The 22,004-nt window shown below is 56.3% G+C and carries 16 protein-coding genes; 11 read left to right on the top strand and 5 right to left on the bottom strand.

Annotation, left to right across the window (positions count from 1 at the left end; translation table 11 throughout):
• Positions 1-143 precede the first annotated feature (143 nt).
• The 3 genes from NH398_RS13120 (at position 144) to NH398_RS13110 (ending at position 4,452) form a co-directional block, all read left to right on the top strand.
• Positions 144-1,268, top strand: coding sequence for a 4-oxalomesaconate tautomerase (locus NH398_RS13120; protein WP_253018898.1), 1,125 nt, complete (start codon positions 144-146; stop codon positions 1,266-1,268).
• Positions 1,269-1,320: 52 nt separating this feature from the next.
• On the top strand, positions 1,321-2,427 hold the full coding sequence (locus NH398_RS13115) for a tricarboxylate transporter (RefSeq protein ID WP_253018897.1): 1,107 nt from the start codon (positions 1,321-1,323) through the stop codon (positions 2,425-2,427).
• Positions 2,428-2,508: 81 nt separating this feature from the next.
• Positions 2,509-4,452: a tripartite tricarboxylate transporter permease gene (locus NH398_RS13110; RefSeq protein ID WP_253018896.1), complete on the top strand. Its 1,944-nt coding sequence runs from the start codon at positions 2,509-2,511 to the stop codon at positions 4,450-4,452.
• Positions 4,453-4,533: 81 nt separating this feature from the next.
• Here NH398_RS13110 and NH398_RS13105 read toward each other — a convergent pair whose 3' ends face one another.
• Entirely contained in the window at positions 4,534-4,923 is a 390-nt protein-coding gene (locus NH398_RS13105; RefSeq protein ID WP_253018895.1) for a RidA family protein, read from the bottom strand.
• Between the two features lie 187 nt (positions 4,924-5,110).
• Here NH398_RS13105 and NH398_RS13100 point away from each other — a divergent pair, with 187 nt between their 5' ends.
• Together NH398_RS13100 and NH398_RS13095 are read left to right on the top strand one after the other, a co-directional pair.
• Positions 5,111-5,671 (top strand): hypothetical protein, encoded by a 561-nt coding sequence (locus NH398_RS13100; RefSeq protein ID WP_253018894.1) that lies wholly within the window; start codon positions 5,111-5,113, stop codon positions 5,669-5,671.
• Positions 5,672-5,784: 113 nt separating this feature from the next.
• A complete protein-coding gene (locus NH398_RS13095; RefSeq protein ID WP_253018893.1) occupies positions 5,785-6,312 on the top strand; it encodes a cytochrome b in 528 nt (175 codons plus the stop codon).
• Between the two features lie 90 nt (positions 6,313-6,402).
• Here NH398_RS13095 and NH398_RS13090 read toward each other — a convergent pair whose 3' ends face one another.
• The 3 genes from NH398_RS13090 to NH398_RS13080 form a co-directional block, all read right to left on the bottom strand.
• The gene (locus NH398_RS13090) at positions 6,403-7,581 is read right to left on the bottom strand and encodes a VWA domain-containing protein (RefSeq protein WP_253018892.1); all 1,179 of its coding nucleotides are present in this window, start codon (positions 7,579-7,581) and stop codon (positions 6,403-6,405) included.
• Positions 7,582-7,584: 3 nt separating this feature from the next.
• Positions 7,585-8,439 (bottom strand): MoxR family ATPase, encoded by an 855-nt coding sequence (locus NH398_RS13085; RefSeq protein WP_044630414.1) that lies wholly within the window; start codon positions 8,437-8,439, stop codon positions 7,585-7,587.
• A gap of 90 nt (positions 8,440-8,529) precedes the next feature.
• Entirely contained in the window at positions 8,530-10,503 is a 1,974-nt protein-coding gene (locus tag NH398_RS13080; RefSeq protein WP_253018891.1) for a sigma-54-dependent Fis family transcriptional regulator, read from the bottom strand.
• A 288-nt stretch (positions 10,504-10,791) separates the two neighbouring features.
• Between NH398_RS13080 and NH398_RS13075 the strand changes: the two genes are divergently transcribed.
• Positions 10,792-12,606, top strand: a complete 1,815-nt coding sequence (locus NH398_RS13075) for an NAD(P)/FAD-dependent oxidoreductase (protein WP_253018890.1) — start codon at positions 10,792-10,794, stop codon at positions 12,604-12,606.
• A 31-nt stretch (positions 12,607-12,637) separates the two neighbouring features.
• Positions 12,638-13,714: a 2,3-butanediol dehydrogenase gene (locus NH398_RS13070; RefSeq protein WP_290441501.1), complete on the top strand. Its 1,077-nt coding sequence runs from the start codon at positions 12,638-12,640 to the stop codon at positions 13,712-13,714.
• Positions 13,715-13,788: 74 nt separating this feature from the next.
• On the opposite strand, the gene NH398_RS13065 is transcribed toward NH398_RS13070, so the two are convergent.
• A complete protein-coding gene (locus NH398_RS13065; RefSeq protein WP_253018889.1) occupies positions 13,789-14,553 on the bottom strand; it encodes an SDR family oxidoreductase in 765 nt (254 codons plus the stop codon).
• 179 nt (positions 14,554-14,732) lie between these two features.
• Here NH398_RS13065 and NH398_RS13060 point away from each other — a divergent pair, with 179 nt between their 5' ends.
• Genes NH398_RS13060 through NH398_RS13045 form a run of 4 tightly spaced genes read left to right on the top strand, consistent with a single transcriptional unit; the run spans position 14,733 to position 21,682 of the window.
• On the top strand, positions 14,733-16,457 hold the full coding sequence (locus NH398_RS13060; protein ID WP_253018888.1) for a GAF domain-containing protein: 1,725 nt from the start codon (positions 14,733-14,735) through the stop codon (positions 16,455-16,457).
• Positions 16,454-19,642, top strand: a complete 3,189-nt coding sequence (locus NH398_RS13055; protein WP_253018887.1) for a response regulator — start codon at positions 16,454-16,456, stop codon at positions 19,640-19,642. The genes NH398_RS13060 and NH398_RS13055 overlap by 4 nt, the downstream gene beginning before the upstream one ends.
• Positions 19,639-20,031: a response regulator gene (locus NH398_RS13050; protein WP_253018886.1), complete on the top strand. Its 393-nt coding sequence runs from the start codon at positions 19,639-19,641 to the stop codon at positions 20,029-20,031. Before NH398_RS13055 ends, NH398_RS13050 begins: the two co-directional genes overlap by 4 nt.
• Entirely contained in the window at positions 20,018-21,682 is a 1,665-nt protein-coding gene (locus NH398_RS13045) for a diguanylate cyclase (RefSeq protein WP_253018885.1), read from the top strand. The genes NH398_RS13050 and NH398_RS13045 overlap by 14 nt, the downstream gene beginning before the upstream one ends.
• Positions 21,683-22,004: the final 322 nt, after the last annotated feature.

Genomic DNA, 22,004 nt, shown 5'->3' with positions numbered 1-22,004 from the left:
TGTTGCGCTAAAAAGTTGGATTCATAACCAAAACACATTAATGCACAAAACGGATTTATAGCAATCCATATTTGCATTTGAGACATTAAACATTGGCTGACATTCTCCGTTCATACAGTCATCGCGAACTATGGCGGAGCGATATGAACAGCATTCCTTGTGTCATTATGCGGGGCGGCACCTCTCGAGGCCCCTTTATTCGCATGAAAGACCTGCCTAGTGACCAGGCTCAGCAGGCTGATATTCTGCTGAGCCTAATGGGCTCCGGGCATGCGCTACAGATTGATGGTATTGGGGGCGGAGACCCGCTCACCAGCAAAGTGGCCATTGTGGAGCGCTCGTCACACCCGGATGCCGACGTTGACTACCTGTTTGCTCAGGTGGACGTAGTGAATAAGCGCGTCGACTTTAACCCGAACTGCGGCAACATGCTCTCTGCCGTTGGGCCCTACGCTATCGAAACAGGGTTGGTGGAACCGCAAGACGGTACGACCGTGGTGAAGGTGCATAACCTGAACACCCAGCGTCTGATTGAGTGCCATGTACCCACGCCGGGTAAGCAGGTGCAGTACGAAGGCAGCGTTACCATTAGCGGCGTTCCTGGCAGTGCGGCGGGTATTCAGCTTAGCTTTTTAGACATCATGGGCAGTAAAACGGGCCAGCTGCTACCCACGGGAAACGCCTGCGATGAGATTGAAGGTGTCGAAGTGAGCTGTATTGATGCCGCCACCCCCATTATGTTGCTGCGCGCGGAGTCGGTGGGGTTAACTGGCGATGAGTCACCTGCGGAGTTGGATAATAACGCGGCCTTGTTAACCCGCTTAGAAACCCTACGCCGTGAAGCAGGGCGACGGATGGGAATGGGCGATGTGAGCCAGAGCGTGCTGCCCAAGGTGGTGCTGATTTCAGAGGCTGAAGCGGCATCTCACACGCTGAATGTGCGCTATTTTGTGCCCCATCGCTGCCATAAAGCGATTGCCGTGACAGGGGCGATGGCTGTGGCGGCAGCGATTAACGTGCCCGGTTCGGTGGCCAATCACATGGCCGTAAGCACCCAGAAGCTTTCTGCCGGGCAACTGTTATCACAGATTACATTAGAGCATCCTTCTGGTTCTATTGAGCTAACGGCGGAATATCGCCAGCAGAATGCCTTTGACCTAGCGCGCGTGTCGCTCATTCGAACGGCCCGCAAAATTATGAGCGGGCAAATTTTTTACGCGACCCCGCCAAAGGAAGTGGGGCATCACGCCATCGAAACCGTTGATTAAATAACGCTACCAAAATAACTAACCGACAATAATCAATAACAGGAGTATCGCCATGACCACCCTGAAGAACACTCCGTTTAAAACGTTCAAGAAAGCGCTACTGGTCGTTGCTTGTTCCACGCTAGGCGCTATCAGTGTGAATGCTCACGCTGACGATGTGAACGTGCCTGACACCATCCGCTGGACCATTCCCTTTGGTGTGGGCGGTGGAACCGACGTATGGGCGCGCTTCTTCACCACCTGGATGAGCGAGAATATTCAACGCAACCCGACGCTGGTGATTGATAACGTGCCCGGCGGCGGCTCTATCAATGGCAGCAATTTGTTTGCTATGCGAGCGGACTCGGATGGCAGCCAGTGGATCGGCACCTCTGCCTCCACTCAATACCCTGCCATGCTGCAAGACCGCCGTGTGCGCTATAGCTACGATGATTGGACGCCGATTCTAGCCACGCCCACCGGCGGCGTGGTTTATGCCCAGCCTGGCCTGGGCGATAGCGCAGAGGAGGTGCTGAACGCAGTAACTAACCAGCGCGTTAAGTTTGCCGTGCAGAGCCATACCGGGCTAGAGCTACCGGTACTGATTGCGCTTGATTTGCTGGGGGCCGATGTGCAGGCCGTGTCGGGCATGCGTAGCCGTGGAGAAGGGCGGTTAGCCTTTGAGCGTGGCGAGGCTGATATCGACTTCCAAACCACTTCTGCCTATTTCAGCAGCGTAGAACCACTGGTTGAGAGCAGACGAGCGGTGCCGCTGTTTTCGCTAGGCGTGCTGAACGACAGCGGCGAGATCGTGCGTGACCCTGCCTTCCCTGATTTGCCGACCTTCAACGAAGTGTATAAAAGCCTGCATGGTGAAGCGCCCAGCGGCCCAGGTGCCGAGGCGTATCGTAAGTTCTTTGCCTCTGGGTTTACGCTGCAAAAATTGATTTTACTGCCAAATGATGCGCCAGAAGCGCTGATTCAGGAGTATCGCGACGCGGCGCGCCGTTTTGTGAATACGGAAGCGTTCAAAGAAGCCGCCATGGCCCAGCTTGGCCCCTACACGCCGGTGGTCGGTGAGGTCGTCGAGCAACATCTGCAGGATGCCATGTCGCTGGATGATGCCACACGCCAGTGGCTGGTGGAGTGGCTGCTAGAGCAGCACGGCGCCCGTATTTAATACGCCAGTTAACACTAAAAAGGCACGGCTGAGGCAGTGCCTTTGGGCTCCCTTACATTAAACAACATAAGAGCCAAGACAATGACAGATGTCTTATTTTCCAGTTTGGGGCAGTTATTCACTGTTCCCCACATGCTGTACATGGTGATTGGTGTCCTCATCGGTCTAATTGTGGGCATCATTCCTGGGCTTGGTGGCATTGCGGGTATGTCGCTGCTGTTGCCCTTTCTCTATGGCATGGAGCCGTCTGTAGCGCTGGGCATGCTCATGGGTCTAGTGGCGGTGATCCCCACGGGCGATACGTTTGCCTCGGTACTGCTTGGCATCCCGGGCTCTAGCGCTTCTCAGGCCACCGTTGTGGACGGCTTTGCGCTGGCGAAAAAAGGGCAGGCGGCACGAGCGCTGTCTAGCGCGTTTTTGTCGTCAATGATCGGTGGGCTTACCGGTGCTCTGGTGCTGACCGCCTTTATCCTGATTGCACGGCCGGTTGTACTCTCGTTCTCTTCCTCAGAGCTGTTTATGTTGACGCTACTGGGGCTCTCCATGGTGGCGGTGCTGTCTGGTAAGGATGTTTTTAAAGGCATTGCCGCCTGCGGCGTTGGCTTACTGGTGGGTACCATTGGTATGGCACCCGCCACTGGGGAGTTCCGGCTGCCGTTTGAAATTGACTACCTCTACGATGGATTGCCGTTAGTGGTGGTGGGGTTAGGTATTTTTGCACTACCTGAAATCATTGATTTATTAGTGAAACGCGGCGCAATTGCCGAGCAGCCCTGCCAATTGGGCAAAGGCTGGAAAGAGGGCGTTAAGGATGTGGCCAAGCGGCCTGGACTGGTAGCTCGCTGCGCGGGGATTGGTAGCTTGATGGGCACGGTTCCTGGTTTGGCGGGCTCCGTGGTGGATTGGCTCACCTACGGCCATGCGGTGCAGAGCGCTAAGGATAAATCACAATTCGGTAAAGGCGATATTCGCGGTGTGATTGCGCCGGAGTCGGCTAACAACGCCTGTGCCTGCGGCGCGATGGTGCCCACGCTACTGTTTGGTATTCCTGGGTCTGGTACAGCGGCGGTGTTTTTAGGTGGTCTGCTTCTGCTGGGCCTTCAGCCTGGGGTGAGTATGCTGGAGACGAACCTTGACCTGACGTACACCATTATTTGGTCGTTAGCTTTGGCGAATATCTTAGGCGCTGCGCTCTGTTTAGGTTTAGCGCGCCCGGTGGCTAGCTTAACGCGGGTGCCGTTCGTGATTTTAGCGCCGCTGATTACTATCTTGATTCTCTTTGCGGCCTACCAAGCAACGCGCTCGCTGGGGGATCTCTTTGCACTCGGTATCATTGGCGCGATTGGTGTGCTGTTCAAGCAGGCGAATTGGTCTCGTCCTGCCTTCTTGATTGGTTTTGTGCTCGCGCCCGGTGCCGAAGCGTACTTCTATCAAGCTGCCCAGTTTCAGGGGGCTGAGGCCTTTATGCGGCCTGGCGTGCTGATCATTGGTGCTCTGATTGCGGCATCACTGCTACTCCCGCCTCTACGCAGCTACTTGAAAAAGCGCCGCCAAGCAAATGAACCCATGACCCATGAGCTTCAGGAGGAAGTGGCTCCGCTGGCACTGGGCGTGATTGATGTCGTGTTGCTGGTTAGCCTATTAGCAGTGGCGGGGTACACGTGGTGGGCCTTTGCGGATCTTTCCATGCTGGGTGGCATTATGCCTAGGCTGGCGATTGCCATTATTGTCGCGGCGTGCGTGATGGAAATTATCAGAACGGTCATCAAGCCGATGAAGTGGCAAACGCAGACATTGAGTCAGCAGTTGATTTGGGTCGCTGGTTTCTTCGCATTAATAGGCAGTGTGATGGTGCTGGGCTTCCTATTTGCCGCTGCGGTATTTTGCCTAGGGTTCTTACTGGTGGTGGCACGGATGAAACCAGTAGCTGCCGTGGGGCTGGCGGCGGGCGTCACGCTATTTCTGATGGGGATGGCCAACCTGCTAACGCTGACCTATCCGACAGGAATGTTGGCGGGACTGTAAAACGGCGCGAGCTAAAGACGAACTCACAAAAAGCCACTTAAGTGGCTTTTTGTGTTTAAGTGATAAACAAAACAGGAACCGCTATTGCTTGGCGCGCTGCGCCATCAGCGTGATCTCCACGGTACTGCCACCGCAAATGTGGGGTGATTCAGTACAAGTTCGCGCTGGGTAGCGCCCTGGCTCAAAAAATTCGGCGTAGATGCTGTCTAGCGCATTGATCTGTTTTAGGTCAGTGAGGTGAACATCCACGCGAACCACATCCGCAAGGCTGCCACCTTCTTGCTCTAGCATGCGCGCGAGTTCGCGCATCACTAGGCGGGTCTCCTTTTTAACATCGCCCCGCGCCGCTTCCCCGTTGGAAAGATCGGCCACCGTCAGGCCAGAAATGAACATATAGTGGTCGTCAACTACCATATGGCTACCCGGAAAACTGGGTTTTGGCAGGGTAGGGTCGTTGATGAACTGTGTCATGTGCGCTCCTTGGCAATAAAAAAATGCCTTGCCTCTACTGCGACTGCCTCAGGGCATTAGGGTTCAATGAATCACCAGACTGGTGTCATCACGCGCTTTGCTCTACGCTGGCGGGCTTTTATAGCTCGCCAGTGCTTGTTGTCAGGTAGGGAAGTGGCGGGGTGATCGAACGCAACGAGAGAGCGTTATGAAGGTAGTCCATGTAAGTCAGAGTGAGCCGCGTGATGCGTGTTTAGCCAAGCTATGTGCTGAGGTGTATGGCCAGCAGGCAGGCCTAACGCCGCTGGTAGTGTTTACCGGCACTAAAAATGTGCTGTTTGCTCAAGAAGGCGCACGCCTTTTGGCAGGTGTGGACGGTGCGGGCAAGCCGCTGGCGCTCGCCCTGCTAGTGCTTGATGAAGCGGGCCAGGGCATGACCGTGACTCATGCCTGCGAGTTTGCAGAGGGCGCTAAAGCTCGTTTACTCAGTGAGCTAAGCCTCAAAGCACCGCTGCGCATTGATATTCAGAATGAAAAAGAGAAAACGTTCTATCAGCAGTGCGGCTTTAAACGCTGGCTAGCGGCGGATAACGGCAAATATATTGGGCTGTCGGCGCGCCATCCTGCTAAAAGCCTTGAGGCGCTATCGCCCACGTTAGCACTGGATGAAGCGCTGATTTTGCGTCGCTTTAAACACGATGCGGCTGCGTTCGCTCAGGCTAAAGAGGCATTTTTAACCGGGATCAATAACGCGCCTGCGACGCTTTAAGGCAACGCGACGTTCCATTTTTTGCAACCAACTTCCATGCTGTTGTCATGATCCGGTGAGCGGTGCTGGGTAAAATAGTGCCATCGTTCAACGTTGGTTAAGAGGAACAGTAGATGGCGCTAACAGTGATGGACAGCTCTATGCGTTATGGATTGGTGAGTCGGTCATTGCATTGGGGAATGGCGCTGCTGTTTGTGTGGCAATTTTGTAGCGCAGCCGCCAGGGTGTTGTTAGAAGATACGGCGATTGAAGGCTTTCTTTGGGGTATCCATAGCCAAGTGGGCGTTGTGCTAATGGCGCTCGTTGTGATTCGCGCTGTTTGGGCGGTGATGAATGCGTCACGGCGCCCGCCAGCGGTGAGCGTGATGGCGAAGCTTGGCCACTTAGCGCTGTACGGGTTGATGATTGCCGTGCCTGCGATTGCACTGATTCGCCAGTATGGCTCGGGCCGCTCGCTGGATGTATTGGGCATTCATCTGATGTCGGGCGGTGGCGAGCGCATCGAGTGGATGACTAACTTGGGCGGCTTGTTACATGGCGAGCTGGGTTGGGCGCTGTTAGCACTGGTAGTAGGCCATATCGCGATGGCGGTATTGCACCGCAGGCTGACTAACCACAGCATTATGACGCGCATGGCATAGCCATTTAGGCGTTGCAACATGCGCAACGGCGCACCCACTGGGTGCGCCGTTTTGTTGCTGTTGTTGCTACTGTTGCTGTCTAGGCCAACGCTACTTCGCCAATTCGCGCATAGCGGTTTCCAGCCCTTCCAGCGTCATCGGGTACATACGGTCATCGATGAGTTCACGGATGAGCGTGGTCGAGTAAGTATATTCCCACGCCCTGGGAGGCATCGGGTTTAGCCAAGCCAAACGGGGGAATTTGTCGGCCAAGCGTTTTAGCCATACACCGCCGGCTTCGTCGTTAAAGTGCTCGACGCTGCCGCCGCGGTGCGTGACCTCGTAAGGGGACATGGCGGCGTCACCTACAATCACCACCTGGTAATCTGCGCCGTAAGTGTGCAGCACATCCATGGTGGGAATGCGTTCGTTGCCACGGCGCTGGTTGTTTTTCCACACGCCTTCATACAGGCAGTTATGAAAGTAGAAATGCTCTAGGTGCTTAAACTCAGAGCGGGCCGCCGAGAATAGCTCTTCACAGACGCGAATGTGGTCATCCATCGAACCACCCACGTCCAGAAACAGCAGCACCTTCACCGCGTTGTGGCGCTCTGGGCGCATCTGAACGTTGAGCAGCCCGGCATCCTTGGCGGTTTCACGAATGGTGCTATCCACGTCGAACTCTTCTAACGCCCCTTGGCGGGCGAATTTGCGCAGCCGCCGCAGGGCCATTTTGATATTGCGGGTGCCCAGCTCCAGCGAGTCATCGTAATCCCGAAAGCGCCGCTCGTCCCAGACCTTGGTGGCGCGGCGGTGGCGGGAACCATCCTGCCCGATACGAATGCCTTCCGGGTTATAGCCGTAAGCCCCAAACGGGCTAGTGCCGCTGGTACCAATCCACTTATTGCCGCCCGCGTGGCGCTCTTTCTGCTCCTCCAGGCGTTTTTTAAACGTCTCGAGGAGTTCCTCTAAGCCACCGAGAGACTCGATTTTGGCCTTCTCTTCGTCGGTGAGCTGTTTTTCAAACTCGCGGCGCAGCCACTCATCGGGAATCAGCGCTTCGATGGCGGCGTCCATGTCTTCAAGGCCTTTAAACCAAGCGGCAAAGGCGCGATCGAAGCGGTCAAAGTGGCGCTCATCTTTGACCATCACCGTACGCGCCACCTGATAAAACGCCTCCATATCGGCAAACACTACGCCCCGCTCAACCACGGCATGAAGATCTAGCAGCTCCCGCAGTGAAACAGGTACGCCCGCGCGCTTGAGGGTTTCAAATAAGCCGATAAACATGGCTTAGCGCCCGCTGTTCTTCTGGCGACGCATCATAAAGGCCAGGCGTTCAAGCAGGTGGGTATCCTGCTCGTTTTTGACCAGCGCACCGGCCATGGGCGGCAGCGCTTTGGCGGGGTCGCGATGGTAGAGCGCTTCTTGCGCCAGCTCGTCGGCCATCAGCAGCTTGAGCCAGTCGACCAGCTCTGAGGTTGAGGGCTTTTTCTTCAGCCCTGGAGCGCTGCGCAGGTCAAAGAAAACTTCTAATGCTTCGCTGACCAGTTTCGGGGCAATGTTCGGGAAGTGAACATCCACAATCGCCTGCATGGTTTCGCGGTCGGGGAACTCGATATAGTGGAAAAAGCAGCGGCGCAGAAAGGCATCCGGCAGCTCTTTTTCGTTGTTGGAGGTGATGACGATGATCGGGCGCTTTTCGGCGCGGATAGTTTCACCGGTTTCGTAGACGTGGAACTCCATACGGTCCAGCTCTTGGAGCAGGTCGTTGGGGAATTCGATATCCGCCTTGTCGATTTCATCGATCAGCAGTACCACCCGCTCATCGGCGGTAAAGGCTTCCCACAGTTTGCCTGGCTTGATGTAGTTAGCGACGTTTTCAACACCTTCTACGCCTAGCTGTGAATCCCGCAGGCGGCTCACCGCATCGTACTCATACAGCCCTTGAGCGGCTTTGGTGCTGGATTTGATGTGCCAAGTGATCAGCTTGGTGCCGAGGGATTCTGCCAGCTCTTCCGCCAGTAGCGTCTTGCCGGTGCCTGGCTCGCCTTTGATCAGCAGCGGGCGCTCAAGCACCACGGCAGCATTCACCGCCTGTTTAAGCGCATTGGTTGCGATATACGAAGAAGTGGAATCAAACGCCATAGTGGGCCTCGGCTTGTTGAAAGCGTGGAGAATATCAGATTCAAACAAGTGTACGTGAGGCTGGCTGCCCAGGCCAAGCGCCGTCCGCTGTCAGGCCTTATTCGGCGGTACGATGCCTTGGCGCTGCATTTGCCGATACACCGTTGGCCGTGAAACCCCCAGCTCGCGTGCCACGGCGCTAATGTTCCATTGGTGTTGCTGTAGCCGTGTCACAAGGTGGCAATCAGTGGCCTGGCTTTCAGGCGCGGTTATCGCAGGTGTACGAGTAATGCGTTGGCTAAGGCACTGTTCAGGCAGGTCGTAAACGGTGATTTCATCGCTCTCGGCGGTGGCGAGTGCGAACGCCAGGGCGTTTTTTAGCTGACGAATATTGCCGGGCCAGGCGTAGGCGAGTAGGGCGCTGATAGCGTCGGCGCGTAGCCGAGGGGCGGAGCTTGCGCCGCGTTCGCTCACCACATCGCTGAATACTTGGCGAATCACGTAGAGCTTGTCGGCGCGTTCGCGCAGCGATGGTAAGCGCAGCTGGGCACCGTTCAAGCGGTAGTAGAGGTCTTCACGAAACTCGCCCTGCGCAATCATGGTATCGATGTGGCGGTGGGTAGCGGTGATTACCCGAATGTCGACTTTTTCTGGTTTGTTCGCCCCCAACGGCATCACTTCCCGCTCGGCCAGCACCCGTAGCAGGCGGGTTTGCAGCGCCAGCGGCATATCGCCGATCTCATCTAAAAACAGCGTGCCGCCGTGGGCCTGGGGGATCAGCCCGCGCATGCCTTTTGCCCGCCCGCCGGTAAACGCGCCGGGTTCATAGCCGAACAGCTCGCTTTCGATCAGCGCTTCGGGAATCGCCGCACAGTTCACCGCAATAAAGGGGCCTTTGGCACGGTTGCCGCTATCGTGCAGCGCACGGGCGACCACTTCTTTGCCGGTACCGGTTTCACCGCTGATCAGCACGTTGACACTGGCTTCGTTACGCAACCGTTCTGCCAGCTTTTGCACTTTGCGTATGGCGGGGTCGTCGGCCCCCAACCGTTCTAGCGCTGTTGGCAGCGAGGAGGCGGGCTTTCCGAGTGGCGCGATGCGCGGCCTGCGCGGCTCCAGCAGGCTAATAAAGTAGATGGCGTTGCTGGCGCGGGCGCGAAACGCCCGTAGCTGGTCGTTGGTCGCGCTGTTGATGCTCAGCACATCGGCAATCTCGCACTCAAACAGTTCGCTGAGCATCGGCGCGTGTTGGGCAGACCACGGCGGCCAGCGCTGTTGGTGCGCACTGATCAGTTCGCGGCCGACGGCATTGGCGGCAATCACCTGGCCGTTCTCTTCTATCGCGATAAGCCCACGCCCGTTCACGTGCACAAACTCCCGCGAGGTATCTAAGCGCACCATTAGGCAGTCGCGGTAGCGCTGCAAAAAGTAGGCGTCTTCGATCATGCGGGCGTAGAGCGTCACCAGCGAGAGGCTGAAGTTCTGGCTCTCATGCTGAGTGGGCGACTGCAGCGCAGAGATATCCAGCACGGCCATCACGTTGCCTTGCGGGTCGGCGATGGGGGCGGCGGTGCAGGTGAGCGAAATATGCGTGGCGTCGAAGTGCTCCTGGCGGTGGCAAATGATCGCTTGGCGGTCGTGCAGGCAGGTGCCTACGGCACAGGTGCCCGCGAAGCGCTCGTCCCAGTCGGCACCTAAATAGAGACCCGCTTTGCGTAGCTGCTGGTCTTGATTGGGGTTGCCGCGAAACTCGACGGTAATACCGCGATGGTCGGTGAGTAGCAGCACGTAACCGAGCTGGGCGATTTGTTCATACAGCTGATCGACCCCTGCGCGGGCAACGTGCAGCAGCTCATCGACGGATTCCCGGTGCTCGATCAAGGTTTGCTGGGGCACCACCCGGGCAGGGCGAGGCTGCGTGGGGTCGAGTTGGTACTCGTTGAGGCAGCGTAGCCAGGAGCGGCGGATGGTGGCCTGTGCCGGTAGCTGTGGCGCATCCAGTCCTTCACCGAGCTGAAAGATGTGCTCGATATGCTGGCGCTGCACAGAGGCCAAGCGTGTCGGTGGTAGTGATGGCGTTGGCATGGCGAATCCACACACAATTATTGTTGTACTTCCAGCCTATGCGCTTTGCCGGCGGTGTCAACGAGGGTGTATTACGCCGTTAGTCGTGCGTTACACCTGTAACGTTGGCCGTACACAAGGCGTGACAGGTGTACGCGGTTTGCGCTGTTTTATAGCGGTGTGTGGATGTTTGATTACATATATTTTTCAATCGCTTATTGTCTTCTTGGCGCATTTGGCACGGCGGGTGCTTAGGGTTGAGTGTCTTATCGACAGTTCAACAATAACAACGACCTTGGAGTACCCGCGATGACTCACACAGAGGTAAGAACCCCATCCCACGCCACCAGCACCGTCAACGCATGGCTACAGGAGTTTGATGAAGCGCTCCAGGCGCACGATATCCAACGCGTGCTGACGCTATTCAACGACGAGTGCTACTGGCGCGATTTTCTGGCGTTTACCTGGAATCTAAAAACCTGCGAAGGCAAGGAGGAAATCCATGCCATGCTTGATGCTACGCTGGGCAATACCCAGCCCACCCAGTGGCAGCTTGACGGGGAGGCCAGCGAAAACGGCGATACCGTCGAGGCGTGGTTCACCTTCAAAACGGCCATTGCCAGCGGAAAAGGCTACCTGCGGTTGAAGAACGGCAAGTGCTGGACACTGCTGACCACCATGCAGGCGCTGGATGATTTCCCTGAGCCCCGCAACCAACACCGCCCTAAAGGGGCCGAGCATGGTGCCAACAAACAGCGGGAAACCTGGCTGGAAGCCCGCGAGCGGGAAGAAGCCGAGCTTGGTTACACGCGCCAGCCCTACTGCGTGATCATTGGCGGTGGCCAGGGCGGTATTGGCCTGGGGGCGCGGCTAAAGCAGATGGGCGTGCCCACCATCATCATTGAGCGCAACGAGCGTGCGGGGGACTCCTGGCGCAAGCGCTATAAATCCCTCTGCCTGCACGACCCGGTATGGTACGACCACCTGCCCTACATTCCCTTCCCAGAGAACTGGCCGGTGTTTGCCCCGAAAGACAAAGTGGGCGATTGGCTGGAAATGTACACAAAAGTGATGGAGCTCAATTATTGGAGTTCAACGACCTGCGACAATGCACGCTTCGATGAAGCCGCAGGCGAGTGGATCGTGAACGTGAAGCGCAACGGCGAAGAGATCACGTTACGCCCGAAACAGCTGGTGATGGCTACCGGGATGTCCGGTATGCCCAACGTGCCCAAGTTTGCAGGCGCGGAGAGCTTCGAGGGCGAGCAGCAGCACTCCAGCCAGCACCCAGGACCGGATGCTTACGCGGGCAAAAAGTGCGTGATCGTGGGCTCGAATAACTCGGCTCACGATATTGCCGCCGCGCTCTGGGAGCACGATGCCGATGTCACCATGCTCCAGCGCTCCTCGACCCATATCGTCAAGTCGGACTCCTTGATGGAAGAAGTGCTGGGGCCGCTCTACTCGGAAGAGGCGGTAGCTGGCGGGTTGACCCACGAAAAAGCCGACCTGCTGTTTGCCTCGATTCCTTATAAGGTGTTGCCCGATTTCCAGCGTCCGGCGTTTGAGGCGATTAAAAAGCGCGACGCCGAGTTTTACCAAAAGCTAGAAGACGCGGGATTTATGCTCGATTTCGGTGACGATGAGTCTGGCCTGTTTTTGAAGTACCTGCGCCGTGGCTCAGGTTACTACATCGATGTTGGGGCCTGCGATTTGGTCGCCAATGGCGATATTAAGCTGCGCAGCGGTGTTGGCATCGAGCGTATTAATCCCCACTCCATCACGCTCACTGACGGCAGCGAGCTGGACGCTGATTTAATCGTCTACGCCACTGGCTATGGCTCGATGAACGGCTGGGCGGCGCGGCTTATCTCCCAGGAAGTGGCCGATAAGGTAGGCAAGTGCTGGGGTTTAGGCTCCGATACCACCAAAGACCCCGGCCCTTGGGAGGGCGAGCTGCGCAATATGTGGAAGCCCACCCAGCAGGAAGCGCTGTGGTTCCATGGCGGCAACCTGCATCAGTCCCGGCACTACTCGCACTATTTGGCGCTGCAGTTAAAGGCTCGTATGGAAGGGCTGGAAACGCCTGTCTATGGCCTGCAGCCGGTTCACCATGTGTCTTGAAAGCCATGTGTCTTAACAGGAAGGGATACTTATGAGTCAGTCGACGAATCAGCCACAGATGCAGGCCGCAGTGTGGTATGCCGCTAAAGATCTGCGCGTTGAGCACGTGCCGGTGCCGACGATCAACGACCCCCATGCGGTGAAAGTAAAAGTCGCCGCCTGTGGTATTTGCGGCAGCGATTTACACGAATATGCCGCCGGGCCGATTTTTATTCCGGTAGGCAAACCGCACCCCATTAGCGGCGAACAGGCACCGATCATTATGGGCCATGAGTTTGCGGGCGAAGTGGTGGAGGTCGGCGAGAAAGTGACGCGGGTGAAGGTAGGCGACCGTGTGGCGATTGAGCCGATTCTGTCACCCAATAAGGATGGCGCTTACCAGATGGAGCGCTACAACCTGACGCCGCTGCTCGGCTTTCATGGCCTCTCCGGCGGTGGCGGCGGATTTTCGGAGTTCACCGTGATGGGTGAGCATATGGTGCACAAACTGCCGGATGACCTCAGCTTTGAACAGGGTGCGCTGGTCGAGCCTGCAGCGGTCGCGCTGCATGCGGTGCGCCAGAGCAGCCTAAAAGCCGGTGACAGTGCCGTGGTGTTTGGTGCGGGGCCGATTGGCTTGATGACCATCGAAGCGCTCAAAGCCGCCGGGGCTGCACAGATTTATGCGGTGGAAGTCGCGCCATCCCGTAAGGCTAAAGCCGAAGCGCTGGGAGCCATGGTCATCGACCCGCAGCAAGAAGACGCGGTGGAAAAGCTGCACGCCTTGAGCGGCGGCGGGGTGGACGTGGCCTTCGAAGTGACAGGCATTCCCGCCGTGCTCAACCAAGCGCTGCACAGCACTCACGAGGGCGGCGAAGTGGTGGTGGTGAGTATTTGGGAGGGAGAGGCCAGCTTTCACCCCAACGACTTGGTAATCAAAGAGCGCACCATGAAAGGCATTATTGCCTATCGCCATGTGTACCCGGCGGTGATGGCGCTGATGCAGCGGGGCTACTTCCGCGCCGAGGATATGGTCACTCAACGCATTCCGCTGGCGGATATCGTGGAGGAGGGCTTTGAGGCGCTGCTGAGTGATAAGGCGCAGGTGAAGATTATCGTCACGCCATAGCGGTACGCTCTTGAAAAGCGAAAGGCCATCCACGGATGGCCTTTTTTAATGGGATTTTTTGATGGGCTGTGCCGCTACTCGGCGTAAATCATTTTGCGCGTCATCCCGCCGTCGGCGACAAAGTTCTGACCGGTAATAAAGCCGGATTCTTTAGAGAGCAGAAAGCGGGTGAGCGCGGCAATGTCTTCGGGAGTGCCCACGCGCCCGACTGGGTGCTGTTCGCGGTCGATATCACGGTGCTCCACCGGCTGCTGGCGGCTGGGTTTTTGCCAGTCGCCGACTTCGATCCAGCCAGGGCTAACGGCATTGACGCGAATATCGGGGCCAAGGCTGACCGCTAGCGCGTGGGTCAACGCGACAATGCCACCTTTGCTAGCGGCGTAGGCTTCAGTATCCGGCTCAGATTGGATGGCGCGTGACGAGGCCATCAGCACCATACTGCCGCCGTGCGGGCGTAGATAAGCAGCCCCATGTTTGGCGCACAAAAAGGCGCCAGTGAGGTTAGTGTTTAAGTAGGCCTGCCATGTCTCTAGCGAGAGCTGCTCCACTGGGCCATGGAAGGGGTCGGCAATGCCTGCGTTATGCACGATGCCGTTGAGCTGACCAAAGTGGCTGACGGTTTTTTCGAGGCTGGCCGCCACCTGGGCTTCATCGCTAACGTCTGCCGTCAGGGTTAACAGTTGCTCACGGTTAGGCAGCCTTTTCGCAGCGGCGTCTAGGGCTTCTTCATCGATGTCGGTAATGGCGACGCGATGGCCTTCGGCCAGCAGCAGATGGGCGATGCCCAGTCCGATGCCTTGCGCGCCACCCGTTACGTAGTAGGTATGGGGTTTTGTCATGCGTTTTGTTCCAGTGTGAAAAGGGTGTTTACAGCCGTGCCGCCAAGGCAAATGTGAAATAACGATACAGCTAACGACAGCCGCCACAATAATGCATACATTGACATTAACTAAACGAGCTTAGCGGCGCTATGCCCGATGGATAAAATTGGCGGTTAGATACCCTTGAGGTTTTTGCCATGGTGGAGAGTGAGCAAGCGCGGCTAATGGCGTTACATAGCTTGGCTATTTTGGATACCCCACCTGAAGAGCGCTTCGACCGGATTACCCGGCTGGCCACACGCCTTTTCAACGTGGACATTGCCCTGGTGTCGTTAGTCGATGAGGAGCGTCAGTGGTTCAAGTCACGGCAAGGATTTTCGCTGACGCAAACCTGCCGGGAAGAGTCGTTTTGCGCTCACGCCATTCAAGGGAAAGGCATTTTTGAAATCGAAGATGCCAGTCTGGATCCTCGCTTTGACACCAACGTGTTGGTGACTGCCCGACGCGGTATTCGTTTCTACGCGGGTGTTCCACTGGCCACCGCCGACGGTTTTCCCGTGGGTACCCTGTGCATCATCCACTCCGAGCCGCGCCGGTTGAGCCCGCAAGAGCGCCAAGCGCTTTGCGATTTGGCAGCGTGCGCAGAAGACGAGATCAACCGAGCTGGGCTTGAGAATGAGCTTGTCAGCGTGAACGAGTTGAAGCGCCAACTGGCTCACGATGAAGCCCGTCAGCGCTTACTGGCTGAAGCGTTGGCTGCGCTCAACGAAATCAGCACGTCCAATCATTTGAGCCTTGAGCAACAGTTTCAGGAAGCGTTGGCCTTGGGCTGTCGCTACTTACAGCTGGACATTGGCATCATCAGCCGCATCAACAAAGGAATTTTTGAGGTCGTCTCCGTGACGGCCCCGCAGGATGTCACGATGGGAGCTGGGCAATGCCTGCCTTTGGCTAACACCTACTGCGATATGACGCTAAAGAACAATGGTTTTCTTGCCGTCCATAATGCGGCATTGAGCGATCTCAGACATCATCCATGTTACGAGACCTTTGGGCTCGAAGCGTATATTGGAAGCGCTATCCAATTAGGTGACCAGCTGTTCGGCACGGTGAGCTTCTCCTCTGCCGCCCCTCGTCAGCAGCCCTTTGCGGAAACCGACATCCTCTTCATCAAGCTACTGAGCCGGTGGATTGGCTCGGCGCTAGAGCGTCAGCGTGTTGATGCGCTAAAAAGCGAGTTCGTCTCGACGGTGAGTCATGAACTCCGTACGCCGCTGACGGCCATTACCGGCGGGTTGAAGTTGGTACTGGGCGGGGCGACGGGAGAGCTGCCAGAGAGCACTCATAAAATGCTCTCCATGGCGCTGAAAAATGGCGAGCGACTGGCGTTATTGATCAATGATTTGCTGGACGTTGAAAAACTTTTGGCGGGGCAGCTAAATTTCATTTGTCATCCCAGAGAGTTAGGCGTGTTACTTAACGCGGCGCTTCAAGAAAACCAGCCTTATGCGGAACAGTACGGCGTTACATTGCGTTTAGAGGCGCTATCTAAAAAGCGCTTTATCAACGTCGATGCACTACGCTTCCAGCAGGTTATGGCCAACTTGCTCTCAAATGCCGCTAAATTTTCTCGTTTGAACGGTGACGTCGTTATTTTCTGCGACGAGTGTGATAAAGATGTACGTATCAATATAAAAGATAGCGGCTGCGGTATACCCGAAGAGTTTAGAGCCAGGATATTCCAAAAATTTTCGCAAGCAGATGCCAGTGATCGACGCGTTAAAGGAGGAACGGGGTTGGGACTTTCTATCAGTAAAGCGATTACCGAACAAATGGGTGGCACCATTGGGTTTCAGTCTACCGAAGGAGAGGGTAGCACGTTTTATGTGACGTTCCCTTACGCGGAGGAGCGCCCTTCATGATGCGCACTGAACGAAACATCTTACCCGCGGGTTCTCCCTGGTATGCAGGCCTGCTGTTCGCGCTGTTGTTCATGGCGGGCGTGGCGGGCAACATGCTGCAGTTATCGGTACTGTTTAACGTCTATTTCGTCTTCGGCTCGGTGGCCGTCATGTTGGCCATTGCTTGGTTAGGCATGTGGCCTGCTGTATTGATAGGCGTGGCAGCGGGGCTTTATACCTACGTCTTTTGGGAAAATCCGGTCACCGTCATAGTGTTCGTGTTAGAGGCATTAGTGGTCTCGTGGCTCTATCACCATAAAGTCAAAAACCTGATCATTGCCGCTCTGATTTACTGGATTGCAGTGGCCGCACCGATCGACTTCTTGTTATTCCCTTATTGGCTGGGATGGGGACAAGAGCTGACCCTGCTGGTGTATTTGAAACAAGCCATTAACGGTGTCTTTAATGCGGTTATCGCCAGCGCCATCATCATCTTTTGTGGGTTGTCCAAAAAAACGTGGCTACCGACGGCAGGCGCACTGTTAACGCTCAAACACCTACTATTTTGTTCTCTCCTGTCGGTCACGCTGATGGCGGGTATTCCGCTGATTCTTTATGAAGGCCACGCCATGCGCCAAGGCCAAGAGAACTTCGTCAAACAAAACCTCAATAATTTGGGTAACGAGTTGGTGGGGCGCCTGTCCGAACCCGAAGCCGATCAGCGCTACATGTACCATATTGGCCGGGTACGTGCGGGCAATGACGTCAATATCGGTCTTCTAGACGCAGACGGTGAGCTACTGGCGCAGGTGGGAAACCTCAACTCCTTGACGCTGGCGCCTGGCGATGAGCTCATTGATGTGGGCGAGCGCATCACAATGTGGTTGCCCGGCAATTTAGACAATCCAGCGGTGCGTTTTTCACAAGGCCTTTACACGATCAAGCTGCCTGCGCTCGGCGTGGCAGGCGTCGACCAGGTCGTACTTGAAACACCGGCACTCCCTACCGTCAGCGCCATGGAAGCCTACCGCATCGTCCTGTTTGCTATGTTAGCAGGGGTATTGATCTTCGGTATTTTAGCGGCCGAGCTGTTGAGTCGAACGATCACCCAGCCGCTGACCCGTCTTGGCAAAAAAGGTCGTACGCTAAGTGACAGTATCGCAAACGGCAAGACGCCCACGCTGCCTAGCAGCCGTATCGTAGAGTTCCAGCAGTTATCCGATCTATTGGGCGCGATGAGCGCCGAACTCAGCGATGCGTTCAAACGGCTGCGTCATACGCAAAGCAATTTAGAGCGTGAGGTCGATCAACGCACTAAAGCGCTGGCCAGCAGCAATGACTTGTTGAGCTCAGTGCTCGATTCTGCGGTGGACTTCGCCATTATCGCCACCGATACCCAAGGAGTGATCAAGCTCTTCAACAAAGGCGCTGAAGACCTGTTGGGGTATCAGGCGAGCGAGGTCGTGGGTAGTCAAACGCCCATGTTGTTCCACGATGCCGACGAAGTCGAACAGCGGCTCATCGATCTCAACCAGAGCGTCGGCTACACGTTGACGCCCTTCGAAGTGTTCACGCACCGCGCCGCCCTGGACAAGCGTGATGCCAAAGAGTGGTCTTATGTGACCCGTTCAGGGGAGCGAGTGCCCATCAAGCTGGTGGTCACGGCGATCAAAGACCAGCAAGGCCATATCACTGGCTACCTGGGTATTGCCGAAGACATCTCTGAATCGAAGCGGGTAGAGCAGATGAAAAAAGAGTTCGTGGCGACCGTGAGCCACGAACTTCGTACGCCGCTCACTTCCATTTCGGGCGCGCTAGGGATGGTGTCTGCGGGCGCGCTGGGCAGTGTGCCGGATACCGTCATGCGTATGGTCAACATTGCACACAAAAACAGCCAGCGGCTGACGCACTTGATCAACGACCTGCTGGATATCGAAAAAATCGCTGCCGGTAAACTGGCCTTCGACATGCAGTGGCAGCCGTTACAGCGGCTGTTGGAGAGCGCCATCGAAGAAAATCGCCACTACCGACACGAGCGTCAAGTCACGTTAAAGCTGGATAACCCCTATCCAGAGGCTCAGGTGCGCGTAGATGGCCAGCGCCTTCAGCAGGTCATGGCAAATTTACTCTCCAATGCGGTGAAATTTTCACCGGAAGGCGGGGATGTTCAAATTAGTGTCGAGAAGCAGGCCCATGTCATCACGGTGAGCGTCAAAGACGCTGGGCCGGGCATCCCCGAGCATTTCAAAGCGCACATTTTCAGCAAGTTTGCCCAGGTAGACGCTTCCGACTCCCGAGCGAAAGGCGGCACAGGGCTAGGATTGGCGATCACCCGTGAACTGGTGGAGCACATGGAAGGCTCGATGGGCTTTACCTCCGAAGAGGGCAAGGGAAGTTGCTTCTGGTTCTCGCTCCCGCTCCATCCGTCCGATACGGTCAGCGGCCCATTGGGCAGTGGCGTTGAGGTTGGTCGGGTGTTGGTGATCGAGGACGATCCCTCCGTCGTCCGGGTGCTGTTTGAAACGTTGTCTCAGGCAGGCTTCGAGGTGGACTCCGCGCTGAATGGTGCCATGGCGTTAGAAAAACTGGCCGAGCAGCGCTACGACGCCATCACCGTCGATATCGGCCTGCCAGACATGAGCGGGTTCGATGTGATTCATGCCCTACGCGAGCAGCATGCCTCGAAGCATACGCCAGTGCTGGTCGTGACGGGCAGCGTAGAGCGGGGCAGAGTGGCTTTAGAAGGCCACCTCGAAGACATCGCTTGGTTAGCGAAGCCCATTCAAGCCCAGCATTTGCTAGCACTACTGGGCGAGCAAATCCAGGCCCATCAAGAGCGCCCAACGCTACTGCACATCGAAGATGATCCCGACCTGCATGCGGTGATTCGTACCATGCTGAACGAACATGCGGAGTGCGACCACGCGGTGAGCGTGGCTATGGCGCGCCGGTTGTTAACCTATCGTCGTTACGATGCCATCATTTTGGATATAGGGCTGCCCGACGGCCAGGGCTGGGATTTATTGGAGCAGATTCGAGAAGCCCAGCCCCGCGCACGCATCATCATTCTCTCGGGACAGCCAATCAGTGAGACAGATCAACATCGAGTTGAGACGGTTTTTTTAAAATCGCGCATAAGCCCGGCACAATTGCTCGAGGCCATTCAACAACGAACCCAACTGGCGCAGATGGTGGATAACGGATGAGCAGTTTAGAGCGTATTTTGTATGTGGAAGATGACCCGGATATCCAAACGGTAGCGGCGCTTGCGCTGGAGGTCGTCGGTGGTTTTAATGTCAAGGTATGCTCCTCGGGGGAGCAGGCGTTGGAAGAAGCGGTGGCCTATGCGCCGGACATGATTCTTCTTGATGTGATGATGCCCGGCATGGACGGGCCATCCACCTTAGCTGCGCTGCGTAAACTGCCGAGCCTTGAGAAAGTGCCCGTCGCGTTTATGACCGCTAAAGTGCAGCCCCACGAGGTGGACCAACTCATTGCACTGGGTGCCGAAAGTGTGATTGCCAAACCGTTTGATCCCATGACGCTGGCTAATCAAGTTCGCACTCTTTGGGAGCAGGCGTGTGGTAAATCGTGATCAACAATCCTTAGAACACAAGCTGGCACTGTTAAAGCAAACGTATCAGCAAAACTTACAGACCGAACTCGCCTCGTTGTGCAGTGTGCTCACGCGTCTTCAACAGACGTTGCGTGCCCAGCTCATGACCCCCGTTGGAGAGGCGCTCGACGATGAAGCGCAAGCGCCTCGGGAAACGCTGACCGATGTATACCGACGGCTGCACAAACTGGCGGGGTCGGCGGGTACGTTTGGTTTCGATACGATCGGCAGCCAGGCGCGCATATTGGAAGGCGGGCTGAAACGCTGGTTGGAAGAGAGCGATCAAGAGATTGACCTTCAGCTGGTCAACGTAGTGAGTGGCCAGCTTCAGTCCATGCAAGTAGAGCTGGTACCAAGCCTCCAGCAGGCACCGGCCATCGACGCCCCTCAAGAAGTCAGCGGCACGACCGCCAAGATTTGGCTGATCGAAGAGGACGACAAACTCGGTAAACACATTCGCGAACAGTTGACGAATTTCAGTTACGAGGTGCGTCTGTTTACCTCTGTGCCGGAAGCGTGTCAGCAGATTGCCGATGAGTCTCCTGATATTTTGATCGTGGATGCCATGGCCGGCGTTGGACACTTGGCGCCGCTGCAAGCGCTCTCGTGCCCGCTGCTATTCATCAGCGACTGCGACAGCTTCGATGCGCGTATGCGGGCGGCTCAGTTAAGTGCACAAGGCTATTTTTTGAAGCCGCTGAACATTCCGCAATTGGTGAACCGCCTCGAACAGCTGCTTCAAGAGCGCCAGTCGCCCCCCGCACGTATTCTCGTCGTGGACGACGACCAGCAGCTGGCTGCGTATTACCAGCTAGTGCTGGAAGCCGCTGGGATGGAAGTGCGGATTCTGGACAATCCACGCCATATCATCGATCAACTGACATCGTTTAGACCCGAGCTGTTGCTGATGGATGTACACATGCCGGATTACGACGGCCCCGATTTGGCCTCAGTGGTTCGCCAGTATGACGAGTGGAGCAGCCTGCCCATTGTATTTTTATCGGCCGAAATGGATCTGGGCAAACAGGTGGATGCGCTTAGCCACGGGGCCGACGACTTCCTCACCAAACCTATCCTCGCCGCGCAACTGGTGGCGTCGATTCGCGTGCGAGTGGCGCGTTCCCGTACGCTCTCGGCACTGCTCAATAAAGATAGTCTGACGGGGCTACTCAAGCACGCCAGTATCAAAAGCGCTGCCATCAATGAAATCAGCCGTGGCTATCGCCAGAACTACTCGGTGGTCGTGGCGATGGTGGATATCGACCACTTCAAGTCGGTCAACGATACCTATGGTCATGCCACGGGGGATGTCGTCATTGCCTCGGTGGCGACGCTGCTCCGTCAGCGCCTGCGGCAAACGGACATGATCGGTCGCTACGGTGGCGAGGAGTTTTTGGTGGTGTTGCCTCACTGCAGCGCAGAGGATGGTCGCAAGCGTTTAGAAGACATCCGTGAATACTTCTCTCGGCTACGCTTCAACCAGGGTGATCAAGAGTTTGCCTGTACGCTCTCTTCGGGCATGGTGTGCAGCCTCGATGCGTCAGATCAAGATCGGGATCGTTTACTGGTATTGGCGGATGAGGCGCTTTACCGCGCCAAACGCGGGGGCCGCAACCAGGTGTGCCAGTAGCGCTATCCGTCGACGGCGCTGGCATGATTCGTTATGGAGCAACGCAGCAACAATTGCGCACTGCTGGTGCGCTTTTGCCGACTGGCAAGCGATGCACGTCTTTCGAACACGGTTTATTTTTTATAACGCTATGTATTTAAATAGAAATATATTTATTGGCATGCGGCTCGCTATACAAACGGTAAGCAGCAAATGAACAGAGTCATTTAGGTCACTTGCGTGACGACACTCGATGCTCTCCCTTCTTTGCGACGTTGCTAAGGCGATGCCTGGCAACCCACCGAGTGAGCTGGCGTGCTCCACCTGGGTCCCCTTCGGGGGA

Source organism: Halomonas sp. CnH100-B, from assembly GCF_024124605.1.
Classification (GTDB): Bacteria; Pseudomonadota; Gammaproteobacteria; order Pseudomonadales; family Halomonadaceae; genus Vreelandella.
The sequence above is the reverse complement of the archived record's forward strand: the minus strand, read 5'-3'. Positions and strand labels throughout refer to the sequence as shown.